The sequence below is a fragment of the Streptomyces avidinii genome, from assembly GCF_045161815.1.
In the GTDB taxonomy this organism is placed as follows: domain Bacteria; phylum Actinomycetota; class Actinomycetes; order Streptomycetales; family Streptomycetaceae; genus Streptomyces; species Streptomyces avidinii.
The window spans coordinates 2,351,769-2,375,653 of record NZ_CP108863.1 but is presented as its reverse complement, the minus strand read 5'-3'; the positions used below and the strand labels follow the sequence as shown (position 1 = coordinate 2,375,653).

The 23,885-nt window shown below is 74.2% G+C and carries 22 protein-coding genes; 8 read left to right on the top strand and 14 right to left on the bottom strand.

Features of this window, described 5'->3' with window-relative positions:
* Window positions 1-47: 47 nt before the first annotated feature.
* Together OG373_RS10490 and OG373_RS10485 are read right to left on the bottom strand one after the other, a co-directional pair.
* Window positions 48-1,430, bottom strand: a complete 1,383-nt coding sequence (locus OG373_RS10490; RefSeq protein WP_405437705.1) for an FAD-dependent oxidoreductase — start codon at window positions 1,428-1,430, stop codon at window positions 48-50.
* Between the two features lie 59 nt (window positions 1,431-1,489).
* Complete coding sequence (locus OG373_RS10485; RefSeq protein WP_405437703.1) at window positions 1,490-2,488, bottom strand: DUF4349 domain-containing protein; 999 nt, start codon at window positions 2,486-2,488, stop codon at window positions 1,490-1,492.
* A 154-nt stretch (window positions 2,489-2,642) separates the two neighbouring features.
* On the opposite strand from OG373_RS10485, the gene hemG reads away from it, so the two are divergent.
* Window positions 2,643-4,127: a protoporphyrinogen oxidase gene (gene hemG / locus OG373_RS10480; RefSeq protein ID WP_405444015.1), complete on the top strand. Its 1,485-nt coding sequence runs from the start codon at window positions 2,643-2,645 to the stop codon at window positions 4,125-4,127.
* Between the two features lie 4 nt (window positions 4,128-4,131).
* On the top strand, window positions 4,132-4,845 hold the full coding sequence (hemQ, locus tag OG373_RS10475) for a hydrogen peroxide-dependent heme synthase (protein ID WP_052876931.1): 714 nt from the start codon (window positions 4,132-4,134) through the stop codon (window positions 4,843-4,845).
* A gap of 130 nt (window positions 4,846-4,975) precedes the next feature.
* Here the strand turns inward: hemQ and OG373_RS10470 are convergent, their stop codons facing one another.
* The 4 genes from OG373_RS10470 to OG373_RS10455 form a co-directional block, all read right to left on the bottom strand.
* Window positions 4,976-6,637, bottom strand: coding sequence for an alpha/beta hydrolase (locus OG373_RS10470; RefSeq protein ID WP_405437701.1), 1,662 nt, complete (start codon window positions 6,635-6,637; stop codon window positions 4,976-4,978).
* A gap of 133 nt (window positions 6,638-6,770) precedes the next feature.
* A complete protein-coding gene (locus tag OG373_RS10465; RefSeq protein WP_405437699.1) occupies window positions 6,771-7,817 on the bottom strand; it encodes a TIGR04222 domain-containing membrane protein in 1,047 nt (348 codons plus the stop codon).
* Complete coding sequence (locus OG373_RS10460) at window positions 7,814-9,145, bottom strand: DUF692 domain-containing protein (RefSeq protein WP_405437697.1); 1,332 nt, start codon at window positions 9,143-9,145, stop codon at window positions 7,814-7,816. Before OG373_RS10460 ends, OG373_RS10465 begins: the two co-directional genes overlap by 4 nt.
* A 224-nt stretch (window positions 9,146-9,369) precedes the next feature.
* Window positions 9,370-10,122: an aminoacyl-tRNA hydrolase gene (locus tag OG373_RS10455; RefSeq protein ID WP_405437695.1), complete on the bottom strand. Its 753-nt coding sequence runs from the start codon at window positions 10,120-10,122 to the stop codon at window positions 9,370-9,372.
* 71 nt (window positions 10,123-10,193) lie between these two features.
* Between OG373_RS10455 and OG373_RS10450 the strand changes: the two genes are divergently transcribed.
* From OG373_RS10450 to OG373_RS10440, 3 genes are read left to right on the top strand one after another with little or no spacing between them, the layout of a single operon-like run.
* On the top strand, window positions 10,194-10,868 hold the full coding sequence (locus tag OG373_RS10450) for an AIM24 family protein (RefSeq protein WP_405437694.1): 675 nt from the start codon (window positions 10,194-10,196) through the stop codon (window positions 10,866-10,868).
* Entirely contained in the window at window positions 10,865-11,674 is an 810-nt protein-coding gene (locus OG373_RS10445) for an ATP-binding cassette domain-containing protein (RefSeq protein ID WP_405444014.1), read from the top strand. The genes OG373_RS10450 and OG373_RS10445 overlap by 4 nt, the downstream gene beginning before the upstream one ends.
* Window positions 11,671-12,321, top strand: coding sequence for an ABC transporter (locus OG373_RS10440; protein ID WP_405437692.1), 651 nt, complete (start codon window positions 11,671-11,673; stop codon window positions 12,319-12,321). Before OG373_RS10445 ends, OG373_RS10440 begins: the two co-directional genes overlap by 4 nt.
* Window positions 12,322-12,435: 114 nt before the next feature.
* On the opposite strand, the gene OG373_RS10435 is transcribed toward OG373_RS10440, so the two are convergent.
* The 3 genes from OG373_RS10435 to OG373_RS10425 are packed head-to-tail and all read right to left on the bottom strand — an operon-like array spanning window position 12,436 to window position 16,030.
* Window positions 12,436-13,422 carry a TolB family protein gene (locus OG373_RS10435; RefSeq protein ID WP_405437690.1) on the bottom strand — a complete coding sequence of 329 codons (987 nt, stop codon included), beginning with the start codon at window positions 13,420-13,422 and terminating at the stop codon, window positions 12,436-12,438.
* Window positions 13,419-14,681, bottom strand: a complete 1,263-nt coding sequence (locus OG373_RS10430) for an MFS transporter (RefSeq protein ID WP_405437688.1) — start codon at window positions 14,679-14,681, stop codon at window positions 13,419-13,421. The genes OG373_RS10435 and OG373_RS10430 overlap by 4 nt, the downstream gene beginning before the upstream one ends.
* A complete protein-coding gene (locus OG373_RS10425; protein WP_405437685.1) occupies window positions 14,681-16,030 on the bottom strand; it encodes a discoidin domain-containing protein in 1,350 nt (449 codons plus the stop codon). The genes OG373_RS10430 and OG373_RS10425 overlap by 1 nt, the downstream gene beginning before the upstream one ends.
* A 265-nt stretch (window positions 16,031-16,295) precedes the next feature.
* On the opposite strand from OG373_RS10425, the gene OG373_RS10420 reads away from it, so the two are divergent.
* On the top strand, window positions 16,296-16,487 hold the full coding sequence (locus tag OG373_RS10420; RefSeq protein WP_397729933.1) for a hypothetical protein: 192 nt from the start codon (window positions 16,296-16,298) through the stop codon (window positions 16,485-16,487).
* Window positions 16,488-16,490: 3 nt separating this feature from the next.
* Here the strand turns inward: OG373_RS10420 and OG373_RS10415 are convergent, their stop codons facing one another.
* The 3 genes from OG373_RS10415 to OG373_RS10405 all read right to left on the bottom strand — a co-directional run bounded on the left by OG373_RS10415 (window position 16,491) and on the right by OG373_RS10405 (window position 19,564).
* The gene (locus tag OG373_RS10415; protein WP_405444013.1) at window positions 16,491-17,348 is read right to left on the bottom strand and encodes a polysaccharide deacetylase family protein; all 858 of its coding nucleotides are present in this window, start codon (window positions 17,346-17,348) and stop codon (window positions 16,491-16,493) included.
* 252 nt (window positions 17,349-17,600) lie between these two features.
* The gene (locus OG373_RS10410) at window positions 17,601-18,986 is read right to left on the bottom strand and encodes an alkaline phosphatase PhoX (RefSeq protein ID WP_405437683.1); all 1,386 of its coding nucleotides are present in this window, start codon (window positions 18,984-18,986) and stop codon (window positions 17,601-17,603) included.
* Between the two features lie 8 nt (window positions 18,987-18,994).
* Window positions 18,995-19,564: a hypothetical protein gene (locus OG373_RS10405; protein WP_405437682.1), complete on the bottom strand. Its 570-nt coding sequence runs from the start codon at window positions 19,562-19,564 to the stop codon at window positions 18,995-18,997.
* A gap of 235 nt (window positions 19,565-19,799) precedes the next feature.
* On the opposite strand from OG373_RS10405, the gene OG373_RS10400 reads away from it, so the two are divergent.
* Together OG373_RS10400 and OG373_RS10395 are read left to right on the top strand one after the other, a co-directional pair.
* Window positions 19,800-21,113, top strand: coding sequence for a cytochrome P450 (locus OG373_RS10400; protein ID WP_405437680.1), 1,314 nt, complete (start codon window positions 19,800-19,802; stop codon window positions 21,111-21,113).
* A 27-nt stretch (window positions 21,114-21,140) separates the two neighbouring features.
* Window positions 21,141-22,265: an amidohydrolase family protein gene (locus tag OG373_RS10395; RefSeq protein ID WP_405437678.1), complete on the top strand. Its 1,125-nt coding sequence runs from the start codon at window positions 21,141-21,143 to the stop codon at window positions 22,263-22,265.
* Window positions 22,266-22,322: 57 nt separating this feature from the next.
* Here the strand turns inward: OG373_RS10395 and OG373_RS10390 are convergent, their stop codons facing one another.
* Window positions 22,323-22,751: an OsmC family protein gene (locus OG373_RS10390; RefSeq protein WP_314248514.1), complete on the bottom strand. Its 429-nt coding sequence runs from the start codon at window positions 22,749-22,751 to the stop codon at window positions 22,323-22,325.
* Window positions 22,752-22,814: 63 nt separating this feature from the next.
* On the bottom strand, window positions 22,815-23,870 hold the full coding sequence (gene zapE, locus OG373_RS10385) for a cell division protein ZapE (protein WP_397730042.1): 1,056 nt from the start codon (window positions 23,868-23,870) through the stop codon (window positions 22,815-22,817).
* Window positions 23,871-23,885: the final 15 nt, after the last annotated feature.

Sequence of the window (23,885 nt, the reverse complement as noted above, 5' to 3'; positions counted from 1 at the left end):
TGCCGCCTGCCGGGTGCGGCCGGACCGCGGCCCGCACGGGCCGCCCGTCAGACCCCGGCCGAGCGGACCGCCGAGACGGCCTTGCGGGCCGCCACCAGGATCGGGTCCCAGACGGGGGAGAACGGCGGGGCGTAGCCCAGGTCCAGGGACACCACCTGGTCCACCGTCATCCCCGCCGTGAGGGCCACCGCCGCGATGTCCACCCGCTTCGCGGCCCCCGCGCCACCGACGATCTGGACCCCGAGGAGGCGGCCCGTGCGGCGTTCCGCCAGCATCTTCACCGTCATCTCCGCCGCGCCCGGGTAGTAGCCCGCCGTGTTGGTGGAGGTGATGGTGGCGGTCACGAACCGCAGGCCCGCCTCCAGCGCGTCCCGCTCGCGCAGCCCCGTACGGGCGATCTCCAGGTCGCAGACCTTGCTGACCGCCGTGCCGACCACCCCGGGGAAGGTCGCGTAGCCGCCGCCCACGCCCGAGCCGATGACCTGGCCGTGCTTGTTGGCGTGCGTGCCGAGCGGGATGTGCCGGGTGCGGCCCGCGACCAGGTCCAGGACCTCCACGCAGTCGCCGCCCGCCCAGATGTTCTCGTGGCCCCGGACGCGCATCGAGAGGTCGGTGAGGATGCCGCCCGACGGGCCGAGGGGGAGGCCGGCGGCGCGGGCGAGCGCCGTGCGCGGCTCGACGCCGATGCCGAGCACGACCACGTCCGCCTCGTACTCCTCGCCCGCCGACGTGGCCGCCGCACGGGCCCGGCCCTCCTCGTCGGTGAGGATCTTCGTCACCTCGGCGCGGGAGACCGTACGGATCCCCATGCGGTTCATCGCGCTGTGCACCAGGCCGCCCATGTCCGGGTCCAGCGTGGCCATCGGCTGCTCGCCCCGGTGCAGGACGGTGACCTCGTAGCCCCGCTCCACCAGTGCCTCGGCCATCTCCACGCCGATGTAGCCGGCGCCGACCACGACCGCCCGGCGGCCCCCGGTGCGCCGCAGGGTGTCCATCAGGCGCTGGCCGTCGTCCAGGGTCTGGATGCCGTGGACCCCGTGCGCGCCGATCCCGGGGAGCCGGGGGCGGACCGGGCGGGCGCCGGTCGCCAGGACGAGCTTGTCGTAGCCCGTCCAGGATTCGGATCCGGTCTCCAGGTCGCGGGCGCGGACCCGGGATCCGGGGAGATCGAGCTCCACGACCTCGGTCCGCGTGCGCAGATCGATGTCCCGGGCGCGGTGCTCCTCGGGGGTGCGGGCGATCAGGTCGTCGCGCTCGGAGACCCGGCCGCCGACCCAGTACGGGATCCCGCACGCGGAGTACGAGGTGAAGTGCCCCCGCTCGAAGGCGACGATCTCCAGCTCCGCCGGGCCCTTGAGCCTGCGGGCCTGTGACGCGGCGGACATCCCCGCCGCGTCACCGCCGACCACCACCAGTCGTTCCGTCGCCATCGTCCGTACCGCCCCTTCACCATCATCGGATGGTGAACACGCTACGGCCGAACGCGCGTTCAGTCCTGTACGTCGGCCTCGGTGTCCGGTGCCTTCCGGGCCGCCGGCACCGTCACCCGCTTCGCCACCGGGCCCGTCCTCGGCGCCGCCGGACGCCACCGCCGGTACAGCCGGACCAGCAGCGCCACCACCGCGGCCGTCAGCACGAACGGCAGCACCGCGCCCACCGCCACCGTCAGGTAGCGCAGGACCTTGGTGAAGACGTCCCAACCGCCGCCCAGGGCCCCCAGGAAGGTGGGCTCCTTCTTCTTCTCCTTCTTCTCCGCCGCCGGCTTCGCGGCGGGCTCCGAGACCTCCAGCGTGATCGTGCCCAGCGAGGTCTGGTCCTTCAGCGCCGTCTGCTGCGCCAGCAGCGACTCCAGGTCGGACTGGCGGCGGGACAGCTCGCTCTCCAGCATCACCACCTCGCTCAGCGCCGAGGCCTTGCCCATCATCTCCCGCACCCGCGCCACGCTGGCCTGCTGTGACGCCACGCGGCTGCCGATGTCGGCGACCTTCTCGGTGACGTCCTGCGCGTCGACCTTGCGGTGCAGGAGCTTTCCGCTGCCCTCCATCGCGCCGAGCACCGCGTCGTACTGCTCGCCCGGTACCCGCAGGGTCAGCGTCGAGGTCATCCGGCCGTCCTCGCCGCGCTTGGTGGACTCGTTGCCGACGTAGCCGCCCGCTCCGTCGGCGGCCGTGCGGGCCGCGGCGAGCGTCTTCTGGACGTCCTCCGTCTCGATGCCCAGCGTCGCCGTACGGATCACGTTCGGGCGGACCACGGCCGGCGGCCGGTCGGTCCTGCCGGCGGCGCCGGAGCCGGAGGCCCCCGCGGACCCGGCCGGCGCCGGGGCCGCCGCGGCGCCCTCCGGGGCCTTGCCGTCGGCGGCGGGCGCCACGGCCGCCTTGTCGCCGGCGGAACCCTGGCCGCTCGCGCCGCAGCCGGTGAGCGCGAGCGCCCCGGCCAGTGAGAGGGCGGCCAGGGCCGCCGCGGAACGGTGTCTGTCGAAGCTGCGCATCGCTGTAAACCCCCGAGGATCGGCTGGTGTTGCCGGTTCGACGTCCAGAGTCCCGTCGCGGGTTTCGAATCCACGGTCCCGGGCCGATCCCGATGCGGTCACGGTCCGGCCTCGGAGATCGATCTGAGACGATGTGTCCATGCACGAAGCGGACATGCGTACGGATCGGCCGGGCTCCTCCCCCCGGTCCACCGGCTCCCCGGGCCACGTCGTCGTCATCGGGGGCGGCATCGCGGGCCTCGCGGCAGCCCACCGGCTGCTCGGCGAAGGCGTCCGCGTCACCCTGCTGGAGGCCGGACCGCGGCTCGGCGGCAAGCTGTACGCCGGTGAGCTCGCCGGGGCGCGCGTCGACCTCGGCGCCGAATCCATGCTCGCCCGCCGTCCCGAGGCGGTGGCGCTCGCCGAGGCCGTCGGCCTCGGCGAAGCCGTGCAGGCGCCCGCCACCGCCACCGCCCACCTGTGGACCCGCGGCGCGCTGCGTCCGATGCCGCGCGGCCACGTCATGGGCGTCCCCGGCGACCTGGCACCGCTCGCCGCCTCCGGGGTGCTCTCCGCCGAGGGCCTGGCCCGCATCGAGGCCGAGCGGACGCTGCCGCCCACCGAGATCGGCGAGGACGTCGCCGTCGGCGAGTACGTCGCGGCCCGCCTCGGCCGCGAGGTCGTCGACCGGCTGGTGGAACCGCTGCTCGGCGGGGTCTACGCGGGCGACGCCTACCGGATCTCCATGCGGGCCGCCGTGCCCCAGCTCTTCGAGGCCGCCCGCACGCACGCCCTCCTCTGCGACGGCGTACGCGAGCTGCAGCGCCGGGCGGAGGCCGCGCCCCAGCAGGCCGGCCCGGTCTTCGCCGGTATCGACGGCGGCATCGGACGGCTCCCGCTCGCCGTGGCCGAGGCCTGCCGGGCGGCCGGGGCGCGGCTCGTCACCGGCGCCCCCGTCCGCGAGGTCGTCCGTACCGCCGAAGGCTGGCGGGTGGTGGCCGACGCCGAGGTCATCGAGGCCGACGCCGTGATCCTGGCCACCCCGGCCGGGGCCGCCGCCCGCCTGCTGGACGGGCTCGCGCCGACCGCGGCCGCCGAGCTGCGCGGGGTCGAGTACGCCTCGATGGCCCTGATCACGATGGCCTTCCGCCGCTCCGACCTGCCGGCGGCCGTCTCCCGCGGCGGCGCCAGCGGATTCCTCGTACCGCCCGTCGACGGCCGGACCATCAAGGCCTCCACCTTCTCCAGCAACAAGTGGGCCTGGGCCGGAGCGGATCCGGAACTCTTCCTGCTGCGCACCTCGGTGGGCCGCTACGCGGACGAGAGCGACCTGCTGCGCGAGGACGGCGAGCTCGTCGACGTCTCCCTCGCCGACCTCGGCGAGGCCGTGGGCCTGGCGGCCCGGCCGGTCGCCTCCACCGTCACCCGCTGGGACGGCGGGCTGCCCCAGTACCCGGTCGGCCACCTCGACCGCGTCGCCCGGATCCGCGGCGCCGTCGCCGCCCTGCCGGGCCTTGCGGTGTGTGGCGCGGTCTACGACGGCGTGGGCATCCCGGCCTGCGTCGCGAGCGCCGGCAAGGCCGCGGACGCGGTGATCGCCGCGCTGGGTGCGCGTACGGCACCCCTGGCACCGACCACTGATCAGCGCACGGGACAATAGGCACATGACTGCACCAGAGAAGATTCCCAACGCGGGGAAGAAGGCGAAGGACCTCAACGAGGTCATCCGCTACACCCTGTGGTCCGTCTTCAAGCTGAAGGACGTTCTTCCCGAGGACCGGAGCGGCTACGCCGACGAGGTCCAGGAGCTCTTCGACCAGCTGGGCGCCAAGGACATCACCGTCCGCGGCACCTACGACGTCTCCGGCCTGCGTGCCGACGCCGACGTCATGATCTGGTGGCACGCCGAGACGGCGGACGAGCTGCAGACCGCCTACAACCTGTTCCGCCGCACCAGGCTGGGCCGCGCGCTGGAGCCGGTGTGGTCGAACATGGCCCTGCACCGTCCGGCCGAGTTCAACAAGTCGCACATTCCGGCCTTCCTGGCCGACGAGGTCGCGCGCGACTACGTCAGCGTGTACCCCTTCGTGCGCAGTTACGACTGGTACCTGCTGCCCGACGAGGACCGCCGCCGTATGCTCGCCGACCACGGCAAGATGGCGCGTGGCTACCCCGACGTGCGCGCCAACACCGTCGCCTCCTTCTCTCTGGGCGACTACGAGTGGATGCTGGCCTTCGAGGCGGACGAGCTGTACCGCATCGTCGACCTCATGCGTCACCTGCGTGCCTCCGAGGCCCGTATGCACGTCCGTGAAGAGGTGCCCTTCTACACCGGGCGCCGCAAGTCCGTCGCCGACCTGGTCGCCGGGCTCGCCTGATACCTCCCCTGGGGGGAAGGACCGGAGGACGACCACACCGTCAGGTGAGTTCCTCCGGTGGATCGGGAGGCTGGTCCGAAAGACGGCCCCTGCCCCCGAAACGACGCAGCCGGAGATCCCGCCCGGAAGTTCAGACGACTGGCGGCAGCAGCGCCCTGCGGGCACTCGCTGCCCGGTCGTCCAGCGACACCGGTGCGGGCTCCGGATGCGGCGCGCACGTGACGCGCCACCCCGGGGTGGCGCCCGTCAGCAGATACCGCTCCACGTGACGGTCCACGCAGTCATTGCCTGCGCCGACCACTCCGTGGGAGCCGGCCCCCGCCTCCGTCACCAGCGAAGCCCCGGCGCCGAGCCGCCGCTGGAGTTCCAGCGCGCCCGGGTACGGTGTCGCCCCGTCCCGCTCCGCCGCGACCACCAGGGTCGGCGGCAGCCGCTCCGGCTGGGCCCCGACCGCCACCGGCCGCTGCCGCTCGCGCACCGGCCAGGAGGCGCACGGCAGGTTCAGGAAGGCGTTGTCCCAGGTCTCGAAGGGGGCCCTGCGGGCCAGATCGGTGTTGTCGCGGTCCCAGGTCTCCCAGTCCGCGGGCCACGGGGCGTCGTTGCACAGCACCGCCGTGTACACCGCCGTCGCGTTCTCGGCCCCGGCCGCCGTCTCCGGGTCGGGGGCGGGCGCGGCCTGGGCGGTCAGCGGCGCGGGATCGCCGCGCAGGTGGGCCGCGAGGGCCGCCGCCCGGTCCGGCCACACATCGTCGTAGTACGCGGCCTGGAGGTAGGCGGCCCGGAGCTCGCCGGTGCCGACGACCCCGCCCGCCGGGGTACGGGCCACCGCGTCCCGGACCCGTTCGTAGCTCGCCTGTACGGCCGCGGGAGTGGCGCCGAGGGCGTACGTGTCGTGGTGCCGGGCCGCCCAGGCGCGGAAGTCGTACCAGCGGCGCTCGAAGCCGGCCGACTGGTCGAGGTTGTTGCGGTACCAGATGCGGCGCGGGTCGGGATCGACCGCCGAGTCCAGGACCATCCGGCGGACCCGGCCCGGGTACAGGGTGGCGTAGACGGCCCCGAGGTACGTGCCGTACGAGGCGCCCGTGAAGCTCAGCTTCCGCTCGCCGAGCGCGGCCCGCAGGACGTCGAGATCGCGGACGTTGTTGAGCGTCGTGTAGTACGGCAGGGCCGAGCCCGCCCGCCGTGCGCAGCCGCGGGCATAGGCCCGGGCGGCCGCGAGGCGTTGCCTCTTGTACGCCGGGGAGGGCTCGGCCGGTACCCGGGTGGGGCCCCCGGCCCGGGCGGCGGGGTCCTGGCAGGACAGCGGGGCGGAGCGGCCCACGCCGCGCGGGGCGTAGCCGACGAGGTCGTAGGCGGCGGCGATCCGCTCCCAGCCCGGCAGGTCGGCGACGAGCGGGAAGTGCATGCCGGAGGCTCCAGGGCCGCCGGGGTTGTGGACCAGCGCGCCCTGGCGGACGGCGCCGCGGGCGCCGGTGGCGGCAATCCGGCTGACGGTGAGGGAGATCTGCGGGCCGTCGGGGCGGGCGTAGTCGAGCGGTACGTCCAGGGTGGCGCACCGGACCGGGCCGGGGAGGCCCTCGACCCCGGGACAGCGGCCGAAGCGGAGGCCGTCGCCGCCCCGGGCCGCGGCGCGGCGGGCGACGAGGGCGGCGCCGGCGGCCTCGGCCGCCGTCCCGCCGAGGGGGCCGGGCGGGGCGCTCTGCGCGGCGTGGGCCGGCCGGTGGGCCGGGGCGCAGAGGAGGAGCGAGAGCGCCGCCACGGCGGCCGTGCGCCCCACCAGGCCCGTCCGCATGGCGGCCCCTTCCTCTCATCCGATGAACCGATGAGAGGCCCGGGCCCCGCACTTGTAAAGGATCACCGCCGGGTGTCGGCGCCTATGCTCCCGTTGCCGCGGAATCCGCCCCCGGTTGCCGTACCCCCGGCGGTCAGGAGCTGCTGCTGCCGCAGCTGGAGCTGGACGAGCTGCCGCAGCTCGACGAACTGCCGCAGCTGGAGCTGCTGCTCGAACAGCTGGAACCGCCTCCGGAGGAGCCGCAGCCGCCTCCCGAGGAGCCGCAGCTCGACCCGCCGCCGCAGCCCGAACCGCTGCCGCAGCTCGACCCGCCGCCACCGCCGCCGCCGCTCCCGGCGCACCAGAGGATCGGCAGCACCTCGGCCCCGGACCAGTGCGCGGAGCTGTCCGTGCCGTGGGAGCGCGTGTGCGACTGGGCCGCGGCCAGCCGGGTACCGCGCGCGGCGGGCACCAACTGCTGGCGCAGGTACGGGTCCCGCAAGCCGCGCAGCCCGAACAGCGCGGTCTGCACGCGCGGGGTCCGGTCGTTCAGATGGGCCGAGCGGATCGCGCGCAGCGCCCGCGCCCCGGCCCCGGTGACCCGGCTCTTGGCCCGGGCCGCGCAGACCAGGCCCACGACGATGCCGCCCACCAGGGCGAACAGCACCTTCACGACGAAGGGCACCGCGGAGCCGGAGTCGACGGCGAGCGCGACGAAGGTCAGCACCATCGACACCGGGAACAGCAGCGCGCACACCAGGGCCTGAATCAGCCCCCAGCGACGCCATCGCCGCAGTCCGGACCCGGGCGGGGTGATCAGCCCGCGGGCGGCCAGCGCATCCCCGATCTCCTGGACGGCCGGGTCGCACATGGCGGCGTAGCGCACCTGGTAGAGCCATCCCGAGGGCGCCCCCCGGTGGGCCTGGAGGACGGCCCGCTCGGCGGGGTCGGTGGCCCGAGCCCCGGGGTGTACCTGGACGATCCCCGGACCGCCCGCCACCAGCCGGCCGTCCCCGAGCATCGAGACGAGCGCGGCATCCACGACGGTGCCGGGGCCGCCCACCACGAAGGCGGCCTCGGACAGGTCGTGCAGGCCGGGGGCGGGTCCGGCGGGCGCGGACCGGGACCGGCGGAGTCCGGTGATCAGCAGGAGGGAGGAGGTGAGGACGGCGATCCAGATCGCCACGGCGAGAAGGTTCATGCCGCTCTCCCCGCGAGCGACCGGGCCCAGCGCACGATCCGGCGCGGCGGCCTGGCCCCGGTCCGGTCCCGCCACCAGGAGGTGAGCCGGCGCCGGGCGACGGGATCGGCCGGCAGGTCCCGGATCAGCAGGTCCTCGGCGAAGTCCAGCGCGTCCCGGCGGTACCCGGCGGTCATCGGGCGGCCCTTGGCGTAGGAGAGGAAGGCCTCGCGGTACGGCTCCAGGCCTCCCAGGATCGCCGGCAGCTCGGGAGCCAGCCGGGCCACCACGTCGGCCCGCTTGGCGGCCAGCGCACGGGCCTGCACCCGGATCCGCCGGCGGTCGAAGCCCTCGGGCACGGGGGTCCCGGCCACCAGGGCCGACAGCAGCGCGGCCTGTCCGAGTGCCACCCGGGTCCGGGCCGACTCCTCGACCGGGCGCGGCTCCTCGACCGTGCGCGGCTCGCAGGCCGCCGGGCCGGACCCGGCGACGGCCGGCCGCTCCGGGGTGGGCGGCCGCTCGGGGGCGGGCGGTCCCGCCGTCACCACCGCGCGGATCGCGGCCAGTTCTCCCGCGAGCTCCGCCTCCGCCGGGAAGTCGTCGTCCCGCTCCAGCAGGACGCCCGGCGGGTCCACCCGGGAACGCAGCTCGGCCAGCAGGTCGAGCACCACCGGCGGCACCGGGTGCGCGTGGGTGTCGTGCCAGACGCCGTCCCGTTCGATCCCGCCCGCCACGTGCACGTACGCGAGTGCCTCCAGCGGGATCGCGTCCAGCACGGCGGCCGGGTCCTCGCCCCGGTTGACCCGGTTGGTGTGCAGGTTGGCCACGTCGATGAGCAGCCGGACCCCGGTCCGCTCGACCAGCTCCGTGAGGAACTGCCCTTCCGTCAGCTCCTCGTCCGGCCAGGAGAACAGCGCGGCGATGTTCTCCAGGGCCAGCGGCACCGGGAGGGCGTCCTGCGCGATCCGCACGTTCTCGCACAGCACGTCCAGCGCGTCGCGGGTGCGCGGAACGGGCAGCAGGTGCCCGGCCTCCAGTACCGGCGAGGAGGTCCGTACGAAGGCGATGTGCTCGGTGACGAGCGGCGCCCCCAGCGCCGCCGCCCGCTCGCCGAGCGCCGCCAGCTTCGCCGGATCGGGGCGGTCGGCCCCGCCGAGGCCGAGCGAGACCCCGTGCGGCACCACGCGGGTGCCCCGCTCGCGCAGCCGCAGCAGGGACTCGGGCAGGTGGCCCGGGCATACGTTCTCGGCCACCACCTCGACCCAGTCCAGGCCGGTCAGCCGCTCGACGGCGTCCGCGATCTCCGGCCGCCAGCCGATGCCCACCCCCAGGTGTGCCATGGGTTTCATGTCCCCTCGCCCCCTCTCGTCGCACCGTGTGCCGGTGTCATGGCCCCGACGGAGTCGCGCCAACCGCAGAAGGGGACGTTCAGAGGAACATTTGAGGTTCCCGCCGGCCGGCGCGGAGCCCGGCCGTCAGAGCCCGGCCGTCAGGGCCCGGCCGTCAGGGCCCGGCCGTCAGGGCCCGGCCGTCAGGGCCCGGCCGTCAGGGCCCGGCCGTCAGGGCCCGGCCGTCAGAGCCGGGCCCGCAGCGCCGGATGCTCGGCGACCACCGTCGCGCTGCCCGGCGCGATCTCGGTGAACCCGGCGTCGCGGACCACCGGGAGCCCGCTCCCGCTGAGCTCCGCCCACCGCTCCCGCGGGGCCGTCCGTACCGACAGCCGGAAACCGGACTCCTGCCAGGCGGCCCGCTCCGCCCCCGTCAGCTCCCACCACGCCAGTTGCGCCGCGTGGCCGGCCTGGGCCATGGCCTTGCCGGCCGACATGTCGAGGCCCGGGTTGAGCCACAGCACGGGCAGGCCCGGCTCCGTGGCCGCGGCGACCGGCTCCGGGTCGTCCAGATCGGTGCCCGACACCTGGAGCTTGGCCAGTTCTTTGGGCCAGCCGTCGAGGGGCACCGGCGGGAAGACGCGCACCTGCGCGCCGTCCCCGTGGACCGTGACGCCCGGCAGGGTCTCCGCCTTGCGCCACTCCGCCCCGCGGGCCCGCCGGACCACCTTGCGGATCCGGGCGTCCTGCCAGTCGCGGACCGCCCCGGCCCACTCGCCCTCGCCCTGCGCCCGCTCGTCGGTGAGCAGGACCAGTACCGCGCGGGCCGCCGTCTCCAGAGCGTCGGTCCGGGCGGGCGGCTCGGCCTTCTCGATCCGCACCACCAGCGGCAGCACGAACTGCGGGGCCTCGTCGCGCCGTACGTGCTCCTGCCGGAAGGGGCTGTCCTGCCCGACCGCTGGGACGTCGGAGATGTCGTTGGTGTGCTGGCTGCTCATCCCGCCAAGGATGCCAGCCTCCACCTTCAGGATGACGCCCCGGGTGTGCGGCCCGGGTGAGGATCGCAGCCATGAAGAGTGACCTTTTCGCGTCCGAGAACCTGGCCCAGGCGGCTGTCGCCCCCGGCATGAGTCTGCAGAACGCCAAGTCGGTGAAGTACAACGTCAACGGTGAAATGCTGGCCCGCCAGGGCTCGATGGTCGCCTTCCGCGGCAACCTCCAGTTCGAGCGCAAGGGGCAGGGCATAGGCGGCATGCTCAAGCGCGCCGTGACGGGCGAGGGCCTCGCGCTCATGTCCGTACGCGGCCAGGGCGAGGCCTGGTTCGCCCACCGGGCGGGCAACTGCTTCATCATCGACTTCGAGCCGGGCGACGCCCTCACCATCAACGGCCGCAACGTGCTCTGCTTCGACACCACGCTGTCCTACGAGATCAAGATGGTGAAGGGCGCCGGGATGACCGGAGGCGGTCTCTTCAACAGCCTCTTCACCGGCACCGGCAAGCTCGCCGTCGTCTGCGACGGCCACCCGATCATCATCCCCGTCACCGCGCAGGCACCGGTCTACGTGGACACGGACGCGGTGGTCGGCTGGAGCGCCCGGCTGGAGACCGGCCTGCACCGCTCCCAGTCGGTCGGCTCGATGATCCGCGGCGGCTCGGGCGAGGCGGTCCAGCTGAAGCTGAGCGGCGAGGGCTTCGTCATCGTCCGCCCGAGCGAGGCCACCGAGACGGCGGCGGCGCACTGAACCTGACCGGTGTGGGCCGCCGCTACGGACGGCGCCGGCCCTGGGTGCTGCGCGGGATCACCCTGGAACTCCCGCGCGGCGCCCTCGTACGGATCGAGGGCGGCAACGGCGGCGGCAAGTCCACCCTGCTGCGGCTCCTCGCGGGGATCGACGCCCCGACCGAGGGGCGCATCACGGGCCGCCCGCCCCGCACGGGCTACGTGCCCGAACGCTTCCCGGCGGCGCTGCCGCTCACGGCCGCCTCCTACCTGACCCACCTGGGGCGGGTGCACGGACTGCCGCGCGCCGAGGCGGCCCGCCGGGCGGCCGACCGGCTGGAGCGGTTCGGCGCCGCCGCGTACGCCCGCACCCCGATGGCCGAACTGTCCAAGGGGAGCAGCCAGAAGGTGGCCGTCGCCCAGGCCCTGCTCGCCGAACCGGGGCTGCTCGTCCTCGACGAGGCGTGGACCGGCCTGGACGCCCCCGCCCGGGCCGAGCTGGACCGCGCCGTCACCGAGCGCACCGCCGCCGGAGGCACCGTCGTGTTCGTCGACCACGACCCGCGACGGCTCGCGGGCGCTGCCGACGCCCACCACCGGATCGAGGGCGGGACCCTCGTCCCCGGGTCCCGGACGGCCGGACCCCGCGTACGGATCCACGCGGTCGGGCCGCCCGGCAGCCCGCTGCCCCCCGGCCCGGGCGTCGCACCCGCCCCCGGCGGTGGAGTGCTGCTCACCGTGGACGCCGAACGCTCCGACGCGGTCCTGAGTGAACTGCTCGCGGCCCGGCCGCCCTGGCACATCCGCACCGTGGAGGAACTCCGGTGACCGCCCTGCTCCGTTACCGGGGCGCGCTGCTCCTGCGCTCCCAGCGATGGCTCGCGCCCCTGATCACGTACGCCGCCTTCGTGGCCGCCGGGATCCGCCCGGGCGACCCGGCGCTGGACTCCCTCGGGTTCGCGGCCGCCGGCCTGGTCCCGGCCACCGCCTGGCTGGTCCGGATCTGCGTGACCGGCGAGCCCGACGCGGCCCGCGACTGCACGGCCGCCGCGGCCGGGCCCGTACGGGTGCACGCCGCGGCCCTGCTCACGGCCCTGGCCGGGGCGCTGCTCGCCGGTGCCGCGGCGGCCGCCGTGGCCCTGCTGATCGGTGACCGTGCCGGCGCCGGAGCCGGCCCGGCCGCCCTCGCCGGAGCCCTCGCGGTGGCGGCCTGCGCCCTGACCGGCGCGGCCGTGGGCGCCCTGTGCAGCCGGCCGCTGGTCCGGCGCCGGGGCTACGGCGTCCTGGCCGCGACCCTCGGTTCCCTGCTGGCCTGGCTGCTCGCCTTCTCCCCGGCCCACGGCGCGGTGTCCGCCCTGGTCACGGCGGCGCGCTCGGGGACGGCGCCGCTGCCCCTCGCGCCCCTGGCGGGTGCGCTGCTGCTGGCCGCCGGGGCGGGCACGGCGGCCTGCCTGGCCGCCGCGCGCAGGAGCTAGGCCGGCTCTTTCGGATCTTGCCGGGCCCGCGACGCCCGGCACCGCACCCGGCCGCGTTGTCGGGCACGGCACCGGACGCCGCGGGCTCGGCCGACAAGGTCCGAAAGAGACGACCTAGCCCACGCTCGCGGGGGAGGAGCCGCCCGGGACGAGGAGACGGGGTGGGCCCGTGCCGTCCGCCGGGACCGACCAGATGTCGCTGGTGCGGCCGTCCTGTCCGGGCAGGGCGTAGGCGAGGGTCGAGTCGTCGAGCCAGGCGGCCTGGTCGTCGACGCTGTGCGGTTCGGCCAGCGGCTGCTCGCGCATCGTCGCCAGGTCCAGGACGTACAGCCGCCAGGGTGCCCGGGGGTCGTCGGAGACCTTCTTCTTGAAGGCGACGCGGGCGCCGTCCGGTGACAGCGAGGGACACTCGGCGTTCTCCCGCAGTGCCTTCGCCGACCAGGCGCGCAGGTCGCCCTCGACCAGGTGGGTGGCGCCCCGGGTGGAGACGGTGGCGTAGAAGCGGTTGTCGTCGGCGGCGAAGGTCACGCCCCAGTAGTTGACGTCGGAGTCGTGGTGGCGGGCCCCGCCGAGGGTCAGCGGGATCTGCTCGATCGACTTGATCAGGTAGCCGGTGCGCAGGTCCAGGATCGCCGTCCGGGTGGAGAACGCGGCGGTGTTGTAGGAGTCGCCGGTCGTGAAGGTGGTCCACGACAGGATCCGGCCCGAGGCCGAGACGCGGGCCCGGTTGGGGATGCCGGGAACGGTCACTCTGCGGACCTCCCGCAGCCCCCGGTCGAGTACGAGGGCCTCGGTACGGGCCGGGACCCCGGGCAGCTTGCGCAGGCACAGCGCGTGGTCCCCGGCGGTGTGGAAGCGGTCGCAGGACGGGCCGCCGGTCACGCGGGGCAGACCCGCGCCGGGTTGGCGCGCGACCCGCCCGCCCGCCGTGTCCCGGAAGTAGAGGCCCGGCTCCTCGAGGCGGAAGGAGGCGTCGGCCCGCTGCCCGGGCGGCTGTTCGCGGTGCCGCGCGTGGAGTACGTACCCCAGCGAGCCGCCCGCCAGCAGCAGGACCGCGGTGACGGTGAGGGCGAGGCGGAGCCGGCGGGAAAGGGCGTTCACGGGGCCTCCGGTGCGGTCGGGGAAGCGGCGGGCACAGCGGCGGGCATGATGCGCGAAGCGGCCGCGAGGGCCCCGGCCAGCGCGAGGGCCGCGGCCCAGAGGGCGGGCCGCGACCCCCAGAGGGTCCAGGCCGCCCCGAATCCGGCGGCGCCCACCAGCCGGGCCAGCGCCTGGCCGGTCTGCAGCACGGCGAGCCCGCCCGCCCGGCCGGCCGCGGGCAGCGCGGGCGCGGCGAGCGCCATCAGGACCCCGTCGGTGGCGGCGTAGAAGACGCCCAGCAGGGCGAGCACCCCCACGACGGTCGGTGCCCCGACGGGGGCGAGCAGCAGGGCGTACGCGCCGAGCAGGGCGGCGTGCCCGATCAGGAAGGCCGTCCGGCGCCCGGTGCGGTCGGCGATCCGGCCCGCGGGGACGGCGAGCAGCAGGTAGACGGCGGCGGCCCCGAGCGGAAGCAGCGTGAACAGCACGGGCGGCAGGTCGAGTCCGCGCAGGAGCAGCAGGTAGAGGAAGGAGTCGCCGATGGTGGTGGCGCCGAGCAGGGCCGAGGCGTACAGCACGCGGCGGAAGGCCGGATCGCGCAGGACCGAGGGCCGCGGTGGGGCGGCCCGGGACGCGGGGGGCGCGGTGGCCGGACCGGGCGCGGCCGGGACGTACACCACGAGCAGGAGCACACCGAGCAGGCCGGTGCAGAAACTGACGGCGAACACCGCGTCATAGGCGTCGGCGGTGGCCCACAGCACGGCGAACGCGGCGAGCGGCCCGAGCAGGGCACCCGTGGTGTCCATGGCGCGGTGCACGCCGAAGGACCGGCCGAGGGTCTCCGGAGGCCCGCTGAGGGAGATCAGGGCGTCGCGCGGGGCGGTACGGATGCCCTTGCCGAGCCGGTCGGCGGCGAGCGCCGCGGCGATCGCACCGGTGGCGCTCCCGGCGAGGAGCAGTCCGAGCCGGGAGAGGGCGGAGAGCAGGTACCCGGCGCCGGCGACCCGCTTGTGGTGGCCGCGGCGGTCGGCGAGCCGGCCGCCGAGCAGCCGTACGAGTGCGGTGGCCCCGTTGAACATGCCGTCCAGGAAGCCGAACTGGAGGGGGGTCAGGCCGAGGCCGAGGACGAGGTAGAGCGGCAGCACCGCCGTGACCATCTCGGAGGAGATGTCGGTGACGAGGCTGACCGCGCCGAGCGCGAGGACGGTGGCGGGGACGCGCCGCCGGGCCCCTGGGGTGCGGGGCGGCGCGTCCGGGCGGCCGTTGGCGGCCAGGTACATCAGTGGCAGCTGTACTTCGGGCTCGTGTCCTTGACCTGGCCGTCGGTGGCGACGTAGGTCCACCCGTAGCCGGAGTCGGTGAAGTCCAGCTTCACCACGCCGTACGGTCCGCTGATCCGCTTCTGGCTGTTGGGCTGGACCTCCTCGATCGGGTAGGGCTCGGCGCCGCCCATCCCGCCGACGATCTCCACGATTCCGTCGGCGGTCGCCCGGCCCTCGGGGTCCTGCGGGGCGAACCGCTCGTAGTGGTGGTCGTGCCCGTTCAGGACCAGGTCGGCCCTGGCCGCGTACAGGATCTTCCACACCGGCTTGGAGACCGGGTCGTTGCCGTGTCCGCCGGACGAGTAGAGCGGGTGGTGCCAGTAGGCCGCGACGCATTGCCTGGTGTTCGCGGCGAGGTCGGCCTTCAGCCAATTGAGCTGGGCGGCCTGGTCGAAGGAGTTGGAGTCGAGGGCGATGAAGTGCCAGTTGCCCTCGTCGAAGCTGTAGTAGCTCTTGCCCTGGGGGAAGGCGATGCTGCCGAAGTACGACTTGTACCCGGCGAGCGGGCCGGCCGGGTCGTACGTCTCGTGGTTGCCGGGGACCGGGCGGGTCTTGGCCTTGAAGGCGCCCCAGCTCTTGTCGTAGTAGGCGCGGTAGTCGGAGAGCCGGGCGTCGTCGTACTGGTTGTCGCCCATCGTCAGATAGAACTTCGGGTCGATCCGCTGGGCGAGCGCGGCTGTTCTGGGATGCGCGCAGCCGCTGTCCGACGCGGTGCACTGGGCGGCGATGTCACCTGCGGCGACGACCGTGAAGGAGCCGCCGGGCGGCGGCCCGCCGTCGACGGCGCCGTACACCTCGGCCTCGAAGAGCGAGTAGCCGTACGAGGTTCCGCGCGCGGTGCCCTGGACGCGCAGGTACCGGCCCTTGCCGGACAGGCCGGTCCAGTCGTCGACGCCGCCGTTGCCGGCGGCCTCGGTGGCGAGCGCGGTCCAGGCGGCACCGTCGGCGGACACCTCGACGCGGTACGCCCGGGCGTAGGCAGCCTCCCAGGTGAGGCGCACCCGCGAGACGGTGGCGAGGGAGCCGAGGTCGACCCGGATCCACTGCGGGTCCTTGCCCTCGGCGCTGGCCCAGCGGGTGGCCGGGTCGCCGTCGAAGGCGTTCTTCGCGGAGAGCGAGGAGCTCTCGGTGGAGGACGCGGTGGCCGGCTTGCCGCGCGATATGAGGGGATCGGTGGCGGCCCCGGCCCGTTCGGGCCAGGCCAGGAGCAGCGCGGCGACGAGCGCGAGTGCGGCGACGCCGGCGAGGAGGAGGGTGCGGAGTCTGCCGCGTAACAGCGGGGGACGAGCGGAGGCGTTCAGGCGCATACCTGGAACTCCCTGCCTTGAAGGGCGGCGAGAGCTGGACACTGGTGCGGGGCGCCGCACCCGTCCGCGGGCGGGCAGGGGACGACGCCACGGCGGCCGGGTCAGAGCTCTCGCTGAGCGCGTCATGCCCGTGGGGGTGGGCACCGCGCCAAGCCGCCGCCCGGGACACTAACAGGAAGGAAACTTTCCTACCAGTGTGCGGACGGCAGTTGTGGAGGCCGTTCTCGGCAGTGGTTCCGCGGCCCGGGCCGGTAGGCTCACGGGTATGGATTCGCCGGACGCGACCCCGTCGTACTGCCCCGCCCCCGCCGCCCCGGCCGGGCGGGTGCCCGGACCGCCGTACGCGGACTGCGTGGAGTGCGGGAAGCCCACCGAGTACGGGGTCGCGACCCCGGGCGTGGTGCTCTGCCCGGTGTGCGAGTGGCAGGACGCCCAGCGCACCGCCTGCTCCGGATAGTCGCTACTTCCCGATCAGCTCGGAGACCTTCACGAAGCGGTAGCCGCGCTTGCGCAGCTCCGGGACGATCCGTTGCACGGCCTCCTCGGTGACCGGGGCGGCGCTGCGCGTGCAGTGCATGACCACCACCGAACCGGGCTTCACCCCGGCGAGCACCTGCTCGGCCACGGCGGCCGGGTCCTTGGCGAAGGCGTCCCCGCTGACCACGTCCCACTGGACGGCCGTGACCTTGGCCGTGGACACGGCCCGCAGCGCCTGGTCGTCGTAGCACCCGCCGGGGAAGCGGAAGTACGGGACGGTGTTGACCGCGCCCGCCTGCCGGAAGGCGGCGAAGGCCCGGTCCACGTCGGCGCGGGCGGCCGCCGCGTCGAGCGCGGGAAGCCCGTAGCAGGGGGACGTGAAGGCGTGGTGGCTGTACGAGTGGTTCGCGATCTCGAAGTTCGGGTCGGTGCCGATCGACTTCGCCTGGTCCGGGTACTCCTCGGCCCAGCGGCCCGTCATGAAGATCGTCGACGGCACCTTCAGGGTGCGCAGGGTCGAGATCAGCGCGGGGTTGTCGAAGTGCTCCCCGCCCTCGGCGCGCGGCCCCTGATCGGAGGTCATGTCTGCGTCGAAGGTCAGCGCCACGGTCTTGTCCGTCTGCTGCTTCGCCCGCTCGAAGACGGGGGTCAGGCCGTTCGGGCCCGGCGCCATGGTCGGGGGCTTGGCGGGGGCACCGGCCTGCGGAGCCGCGGCGGGCGATCCGGAGGCCGACGGGGAGGCGGAGCCCGCGGCGGCGGGGGTGCCCATACGGGCGGCCTCGCGGCCGGCGTCCGGCGCGCCGGCGCCGCCCCCGCATCCCGCGAGGACGGCGCCGAGCATCGCCGTGGCAGCTGCGGCAGCTACTTTTCGTACGGAATTGGTCACGTACGCAAACTATATGACTAACCGATCAGAAGAATGAACGACAGGCGGTCGAGCGGAACTCACCCCGCCGGCAGCAGCCTGCGGCACTCCTCGATGTCGAACTCCCCCTTCGGATACCGCGGATCGAGGTCTTCGAGATGCTCCCGCAGCACCCGGCGGCGGTCCCCCGCGGTGCGATCTTCCGGCAGACCGAACGGGAGCGCGAGGTCAGTGCCAGGGCCCCGTCACGGCGAACGTGGTGCCGGGTGCGTAGGCGTTCACGAACATCGTCCGCCCGTCGGGGGAGAAGGTGACCCCGGCGAACTCCCCCCACTCCGGGGCGCCGGGCCGCCCGATGTCCTCTGCGTTGCGGGCCATCGGGTAGACCTCGCCGCTCGTCGTCACCCCGAAGACGTACTGCGCCCCGCCGCCGTCCTCGCAGACCATCAGTCCGCCGTCCGGGCCCGGGCAGATGTTGTCGGGGGAGTCCCCGGGCAGCGCGATGTCGGCGGCCGGGCCGAACAGCACGTCCAGCCGCAGCACCGAGCGCCGCGGATCGTAGAACCACACCTGCCCGTGATGGTCGGCGGCCGCCCCCTCGGCGCTGCGGGCGAAGCTGGACACGAAGTGGACTCCGCCGTCGCCCCAGTAGCAGCCCTCCAGCTTCTGGGCGTGGGTGATCCCGCCCGGCCCGAAGTCCTGGAGCCGGATCGGTGTCCCGGCCGCCGAGGGGTCCGGTACGGTCACCCACTCCACCGGGAACCGCGCCCCCGGCTCGTCCACCGCCGCCAGGTCCGCCAGCCCCGGGACCCGCATGGCCTCCAGCCGGCCCCCCGCCCGCAGCGAGCCGAGCCCCGCGAGCGGCCGCTGCGGCAGGAACCGGTAGAAGAGCCCGAAGGGCCGGACGAAGGCGTCCTCCGTCTCGTAGACCACCCCGCGGTACGGGTCCACGGCGACGGCCTCGTGGGCGAAGCGGCCCATCGCGGTGAGCGGGACCGCGCCCGAGCGGTGCGGGTCGGCGGGGTCCACCTCGAAGACGTATCCGTGGTCCCGGGTGTAGCCGGAGGTGCCCGCGCGGTCCTCGGTCTCCTCACAGCTCAGCCAGGTGTTCCAGGGGGTGCGGCCGCCCGCGCAGTTGACGGCGGTGCCGGCGAGGGCGACCCGCTCGCCCGTGACCCGTCCGGCCGCGTCGAGCTCCAGGGCGGTGCAGCCGCCGAGGGCTTGGGGGTCGTAGGTCAGTCCCGGGACGGCGGGGACGCGCAGGGCCGCGGTGGTGCGGTTCTCGTGGTTGCGGACCAGCCGCACGCGCCCGCCGCCCGCGTCGAAGGCGGCCATGCCGTCGCAGTTGGCGGGCACGGGGCCCTCACCGGAGCGCAGCGAAGCGCCGGCCCGGGAGAGCACCCGGTACGTGAACCCCGCGGGCAGGTCGAGCAGCCCGCGCGGATCGGCCACCAGCGGCCCGTAACCGCGGTCGGTCCGGGGGGCCCGGGGTGCGCGGGTGGCACGGGCGGCCCGGGCGTCGCCACCGGCGAACAGCGCGCCGAACGCCCCGCTGAAGGCGATCGTGCCCGCGGCGAGCAGGCTGCGCCGGGTGACGGACTCCGGCGGCCGCACGGGCGGCATCAGACGGCGGGCTTGGGGCGGGTGGTGCCCGGGAGGCAGTTCACCGCCTGGTTGAAGGTCTTGAACAGGCCGCCGGGATTCTTCTTCCAGAGCCACATGTGCAGGGCGTAGTGCACCGGCTGACCGGGGAAGTTGCCGGGCCGGGGGCCCTGGAAGGCGGTACCGAACATCGTGGGGCGGTCGTCGTCCGTCGTCACCTTCTGGTCGCGGTCGTAGACCAGCCACTGGACCGCGACGAGCCGCTTGCCGCCGCGTCCGTCGTCCTCGTAGAACAGTGCGGCGGGCTTCGCCGGGTCGACGGAGTTGTCGTACTTGTGATTGAAGTGCGGGTAACCGAGCGCGCCGGTGCCCGCCTTGTCGACGACGCAGTACTGGTCGGGCTTGTAGCCCGCCGCCACCGCGTTGGCGTGCACCTGGAACCTGGCGGTCGCCGCGTACACGAGGGCCCGGTCGCCCAGGGCCCGGCCGGGGCCCGGGTCCGCCGCGGCGGACGGGGCGCAGGGAGCGGCGAGGGCCGCCAGGGTGAGCGAGGCGGCTGCGGTGAGGGCCGGGGCGAGACGGCGGGCCATGCGCGGGCTCCTTGTGACGGGCTGGCTGGGGCACCTGCAGCCCTTCCCCGGGCCGCCGCGCCCGCCACACACTCGGCCCGGACGGACGACCGCCGATCGGCTGACGGCCGGCCGGACCCGTCCCGGCCACCGCCGCGGCCGGCTCACTCGAACGGGAAGGCCGCCGTTTCGCGAGGCATCCGTACGGGGAACCGGTGATGTCCCCAGAAGGCGAATGCGACGGAGGCTACGGACCATGGCGCAGCAGGATGCGGCACCGAACGGCGGAGGCGAGCTGCACGAGATCGTCTCGGCCGTGTCCCGGGGCGCGCCGGAGTACCGGCAGTGCCCCCACCCCCTGTACGCCACCCTGCGCGAGCAGGCACCGGTGTGCCGGCTGACTCCTCCGCACGGGATCGACACGTACCTCATCACCCGTCACGACGACGCCCGAGACGCACTGTCGGACCCCCGGTTCAGCAAGAACATGCACGGCGCCATCGACACCTACCACGCCGTGTACGGCAGCTTCTTCGACGCGCTCGACGACAACGTGCTCTTCTCCGACCCGCCCCGGCACACGCGGTTGCGGCGCATCCTGCGGAGCGCCTTCACCCCCCGGCGGGTGGAGCAGATGCGCCCGAGGATCACCGAGATCGCCGAGCAGATCCTTCGCGAATGCCGCAGGGCGGGCACGGTCGATCTGATGGCCTCGTTCGCCTTCCCGCTGCCCATCGCGGTCCTGTGCGAACTGATGGGCATCCCGCAGGAGGACCGCCCGGAGATCCTGGAGCAGTTCGCGGTGGTGACCCGCTCCCGGTTCGATCCCAGCAGGAGGGCGGAGCTGAAGGCCGCCGAGGAGCGCCTGCAGCACCGGTTGGAGCGGCTCATCTCGGACACCCGCGACCACCCGTCGGACTCTTTCCTCAGCGACCTCCTCCAGGCGGAGGAACGGCTGGAGGATCCCGAACTGGTGGCGTCGCTGTGGGTCCTGTTCTTCGCCGGCCACAAGACCACCGCCTACCAGATCGGGAACTCCGTCCTCAACCTGCTGCTGCGCCCCGACCAGGCGGCGATGCTCCGCAGGGACCCCGCGCTCGTCCCGCGCGCGGTCGAGGAAATGCTGCGCTTCGAGGGATCGGTGGAGACGTCGACCTTCCGGTACGCGGCGCAGGACGCCGAGATCCGGGGCACGCTCATCCCCGAGGGCTCCCTCGTGCAGATCGCGATCTCCTCGGCCAACCGGGACCCCGAGAAGTTCGACCTGCCCGACGAGCTGGACGTGACGCGCGAGGGCCTCCAGGGGACCCACCTGGGCTTCGGGCACGGAACCCACTACTGCCTGGGGGCGCCCCTGGCGCGGCTCGAACTCGAGATCGCGATCGGCTGCCTCCTGCGGGAGTTCCCGGACATGGAGCTCGCCGACGCACAGGAGACCGGGAGGGCGTGGCTCAAGGGGCCCGTGCCGGCGTTCCGCGGCCTCGAACACCTCCGGATCGTCCTGGAGCCCGCGCGTGCCGGCGGGGACCCGGGCGAGCCGTCCCTGGCCTCCGTGGCCTCCGGAAAGTAACCCAGACCCGATGGGCGGTGGATTGGCATGACGGATTCCGTGAGTACCTCCCCGGTGCGCCTGCTGGGAACACCGGCGGACGAACTGCGCATTGCCGCGGTGGGCACCAGTGAGGTCATCCGGGTCGCGCACGGCTCCTCCGTACCCGGCACGCATGACGCGGCCGGCGCGGTTCATTCGAAGATCGACATGCATCATCACTTCTGCGCGCCGCAATGGCGCGACTGGGCCGCGCACCACGGACTGATCAAGCCGGAACGGCTGCCCCCGTGGACCCGGCTCGACACCGGGGCGGCGATCCGCTTCATGGACGACGCGGGCATCACCACCGCCGTCCTCAAACCGATGCTGCCGGCGCGCTACCGGTCGTCGGCGCAACTGCGGGAAGCGATCAACATCACGCTGCAGTCGATGATCGAGGTAGCGCAGTCGCACCCGGGACGGTTCTCGTACTACGTGCCGCTGTTCCTGGACGACCCCGAGGCCTCGTCCTGGGCCGTACGCCGCGGGCTCGGGCAGCTCGGCGCCGTCGGGGTGAACGTGACGGCCAACTACGGGGGCGTCTACCTCGGCGATCCCGCCTACGACCGGCTGTTCCACGAGCTGAACGACTACTCCGCCGTGGTGGACACCCACCCGCACAATCTTCCCGACGGCCCGCCCGGAGGGCCGGGTGCGGCCGGTGGCCCCGGTGCGTCGACGGTTCCGGGCATTCCGAACTTCATGTGCGACTTCCTGCTGGACACCACGCGCGCCGCCGTGAACATGATCAGCAGGAGGACGCTGGACCGCTTCCCGGACCTCTCCGTCGTCCTGCCGCACGCCGGGGGCTTCCTGCCGTACATCGCGACGCGCCTGCAGGCCCTCGGGCGGTTCTGCGAACCGAGCGTCGAACCCGCCGCCGTCCGCGACCACCTGAGCCGCTTCTACTACGACACGGCTGGCCCCATGGCGCCCGCCACGACCCTGCTGGAGCACGTGCCGGCCGACCACATCCTCTTCGGCACCGACTGGCCCGCCGCTCCCGCCGACACGGTCATGGACCTGGCGCTCCCCTCCCTCGAAGCGGACCCGGCCTTCACCCCGGAGCAGCTGCAGGGGATCTACCACGACAACGCGATGCGCCTGATCCCGCAGTTGGCGACCGCCTGACGGGGGCGCGGGCCGCACCCCGCGGCCCGCGCCCCCGCCGGAGCGGAAGCGGGAGGATCAGACGAGCTTGGCGCTCAGGGTGATCGTGGTGCCCGTCAGCGCCTGGCTGACCGGGCAGTTCGCCTTGGCGTCCTCGGCCGCGGCGGTGAACGCGTCGGCGTCCAGGCCCGGCACCTCGCCCTCGGTGGTGAGGTGGATGCCGGTGATGCCCTTGCCGGGCACGAAGGTGACGGCGGCCGAAGTGGTCAGCTTGGCCGGCGGGTTGCCCGCCTTCGCCAGGACGTTCGAGAAGGCCATGTTGAAGCAGCTGGAGTGCGCGGCGGCGATGAGCTCCTCCGGGCTGGTCCGCCCGTTTGCCGCCTCGTCGGTGCGCGCGGGCCAGGAGACCGGGTAGCTGCCGAGGCCGGACGAGTCGAGGGTGACGACGCCCTTGCCCTCGAACAGGTCGCCTTCCCAGACGGCGTGTGCGTTGCGTGTGGCGGCCATGGTGGATCCCTTCGTAGAAGTGGGAACGGCCGGAGTACCCGAAGGTCCCCGGCGTCCCCAAACCTACTGGGAGACCAGGGGCTTCGCGTCGCGTGCCAGCGCGGTGAGCCGCGATATGGCGCGGAAATACTTCTTGCGATAGCCGCCGTTCAGCATTTCCTCACTGAACAGCTTGTCGAAGGGGACCCCGGAGGCCAGGACCGGGATCTCGCGGTCGTACAGCCGGTCGGCCAGTACCACCAGCCGCAGCGCCGTCGACTGGTCCGGCACCGGGCCGACGCCGGTCAGGCAGACGGCCGTCAGGCCGTCGGTCAGCGCGCCGTAGCGGCTCGGGTGCACCCTGGCCAGGTGTTCGAGCAGGCCGGGGAAGTCGTCCAGGCTCGCGCCCTCGGTCGCGTACGCGGCCTTGGTGACCTGCTCGTCGGAGAACGGAGCAGGGGCCTCCGGAAGGCCGCGGTGGCGGTAGTCCTGGCCGTCGATGCGCAGCGGCCGGAAGTGGGCCGACAGCCCCTGGATCTCGCGCAGGAAGTCGGCGGCGGCGAAGCGGCCCTCGCCGAGCTTGCCCGGCAGCGTGTTGGAGGTGGCGGCGAGCGCCACGCCCTGCTCGACGAGGCGGCTGAGCAGCGAGGACACCAGGACGGTGTCGCCCGGGTCGTCCAGCTCGAACTCGTCGATGCACAGCAGCCGGTGTCCGCCCAGGGTCTGCACGGTCTGCTGGAAGCCGAGCGCGCCGACCAGGTTGGTCAGCTCCACGAAGGTGCCGAAGGCCTTGAGCGCGGGCTCGGCGGGGGTGGCGTGCCACAGGGAGGCGAGCAGGTGGGTCTTGCCGACGCCGTAGCCGCCGTCGAGGTAGACCCCGCGCGGGGCGGCCGGGGCGGCCGGCTTCTTCGAGAACCAGCGCTTGCGGCCGGAGCCGGTGGCGTGCGCCCCGCCCAGCCCGGCGGCGAAGCCGCTCAGCACGGTGACGGCCTCGGACTGGCTCGGCTGGGTCGGGTCCGGGTTGTACGTGTCGAAGCGCACCGAGTCGAAGCGCGGCGGCGGCACCATCTCGGCCACCAGCCGCTCGGCGGGCACCCGGGGCTCGCGCGCGCAGAGGGCCTGGGGGCCCGCGTCGGCTATATGAGGCCGGCCGGA

Excerpts from the sequence above, each read along its gene's own strand:
- OG373_RS10490 (WP_405437705.1), bottom strand. The coding sequence starts at position 1,430 with ATGGCGACGGAACGACTGGTGGTGGTCGGCGGTGACGCGGCGGGGATG.
- OG373_RS10485 (WP_405437703.1), bottom strand. The coding sequence starts at position 2,488 with ATGCGCAGCTTCGACAGACACCGTTCCGCGGCGGCCCTGGCCGCCCTC.
- hemG (WP_405444015.1), top strand. The coding sequence starts at position 2,643 with ATGCGTACGGATCGGCCGGGCTCCTCCCCCCGGTCCACCGGCTCCCCG.
- hemQ (WP_052876931.1), top strand. The coding sequence starts at position 4,132 with ATGACTGCACCAGAGAAGATTCCCAACGCGGGGAAGAAGGCGAAGGAC.
- OG373_RS10470 (WP_405437701.1), bottom strand. The coding sequence starts at position 6,637 with ATGCGGACGGGCCTGGTGGGGCGCACGGCCGCCGTGGCGGCGCTCTCG.
- OG373_RS10465 (WP_405437699.1), bottom strand. The coding sequence starts at position 7,817 with ATGAACCTTCTCGCCGTGGCGATCTGGATCGCCGTCCTCACCTCCTCC.
- OG373_RS10460 (WP_405437697.1), bottom strand. The coding sequence starts at position 9,145 with ATGAAACCCATGGCACACCTGGGGGTGGGCATCGGCTGGCGGCCGGAG.
- OG373_RS10455 (WP_405437695.1), bottom strand. The coding sequence starts at position 10,122 with ATGAGCAGCCAGCACACCAACGACATCTCCGACGTCCCAGCGGTCGGG.
- OG373_RS10450 (WP_405437694.1), top strand. The coding sequence starts at position 10,194 with ATGAAGAGTGACCTTTTCGCGTCCGAGAACCTGGCCCAGGCGGCTGTC.
- OG373_RS10430 (WP_405437688.1), bottom strand. The coding sequence starts at position 14,681 with ATGTACCTGGCCGCCAACGGCCGCCCGGACGCGCCGCCCCGCACCCCA.
- OG373_RS10425 (WP_405437685.1), bottom strand. The coding sequence starts at position 16,030 with ATGCGCCTGAACGCCTCCGCTCGTCCCCCGCTGTTACGCGGCAGACTC.
- OG373_RS10420 (WP_397729933.1), top strand. The coding sequence starts at position 16,296 with ATGGATTCGCCGGACGCGACCCCGTCGTACTGCCCCGCCCCCGCCGCC.
- OG373_RS10415 (WP_405444013.1), bottom strand. The coding sequence starts at position 17,348 with ATGCTCGGCGCCGTCCTCGCGGGATGCGGGGGCGGCGCCGGCGCGCCG.
- OG373_RS10405 (WP_405437682.1), bottom strand. The coding sequence starts at position 19,564 with ATGGCCCGCCGTCTCGCCCCGGCCCTCACCGCAGCCGCCTCGCTCACC.
- OG373_RS10400 (WP_405437680.1), top strand. The coding sequence starts at position 19,800 with ATGGCGCAGCAGGATGCGGCACCGAACGGCGGAGGCGAGCTGCACGAG.
- OG373_RS10395 (WP_405437678.1), top strand. The coding sequence starts at position 21,141 with ATGACGGATTCCGTGAGTACCTCCCCGGTGCGCCTGCTGGGAACACCG.
- OG373_RS10390 (WP_314248514.1), bottom strand. The coding sequence starts at position 22,751 with ATGGCCGCCACACGCAACGCACACGCCGTCTGGGAAGGCGACCTGTTC.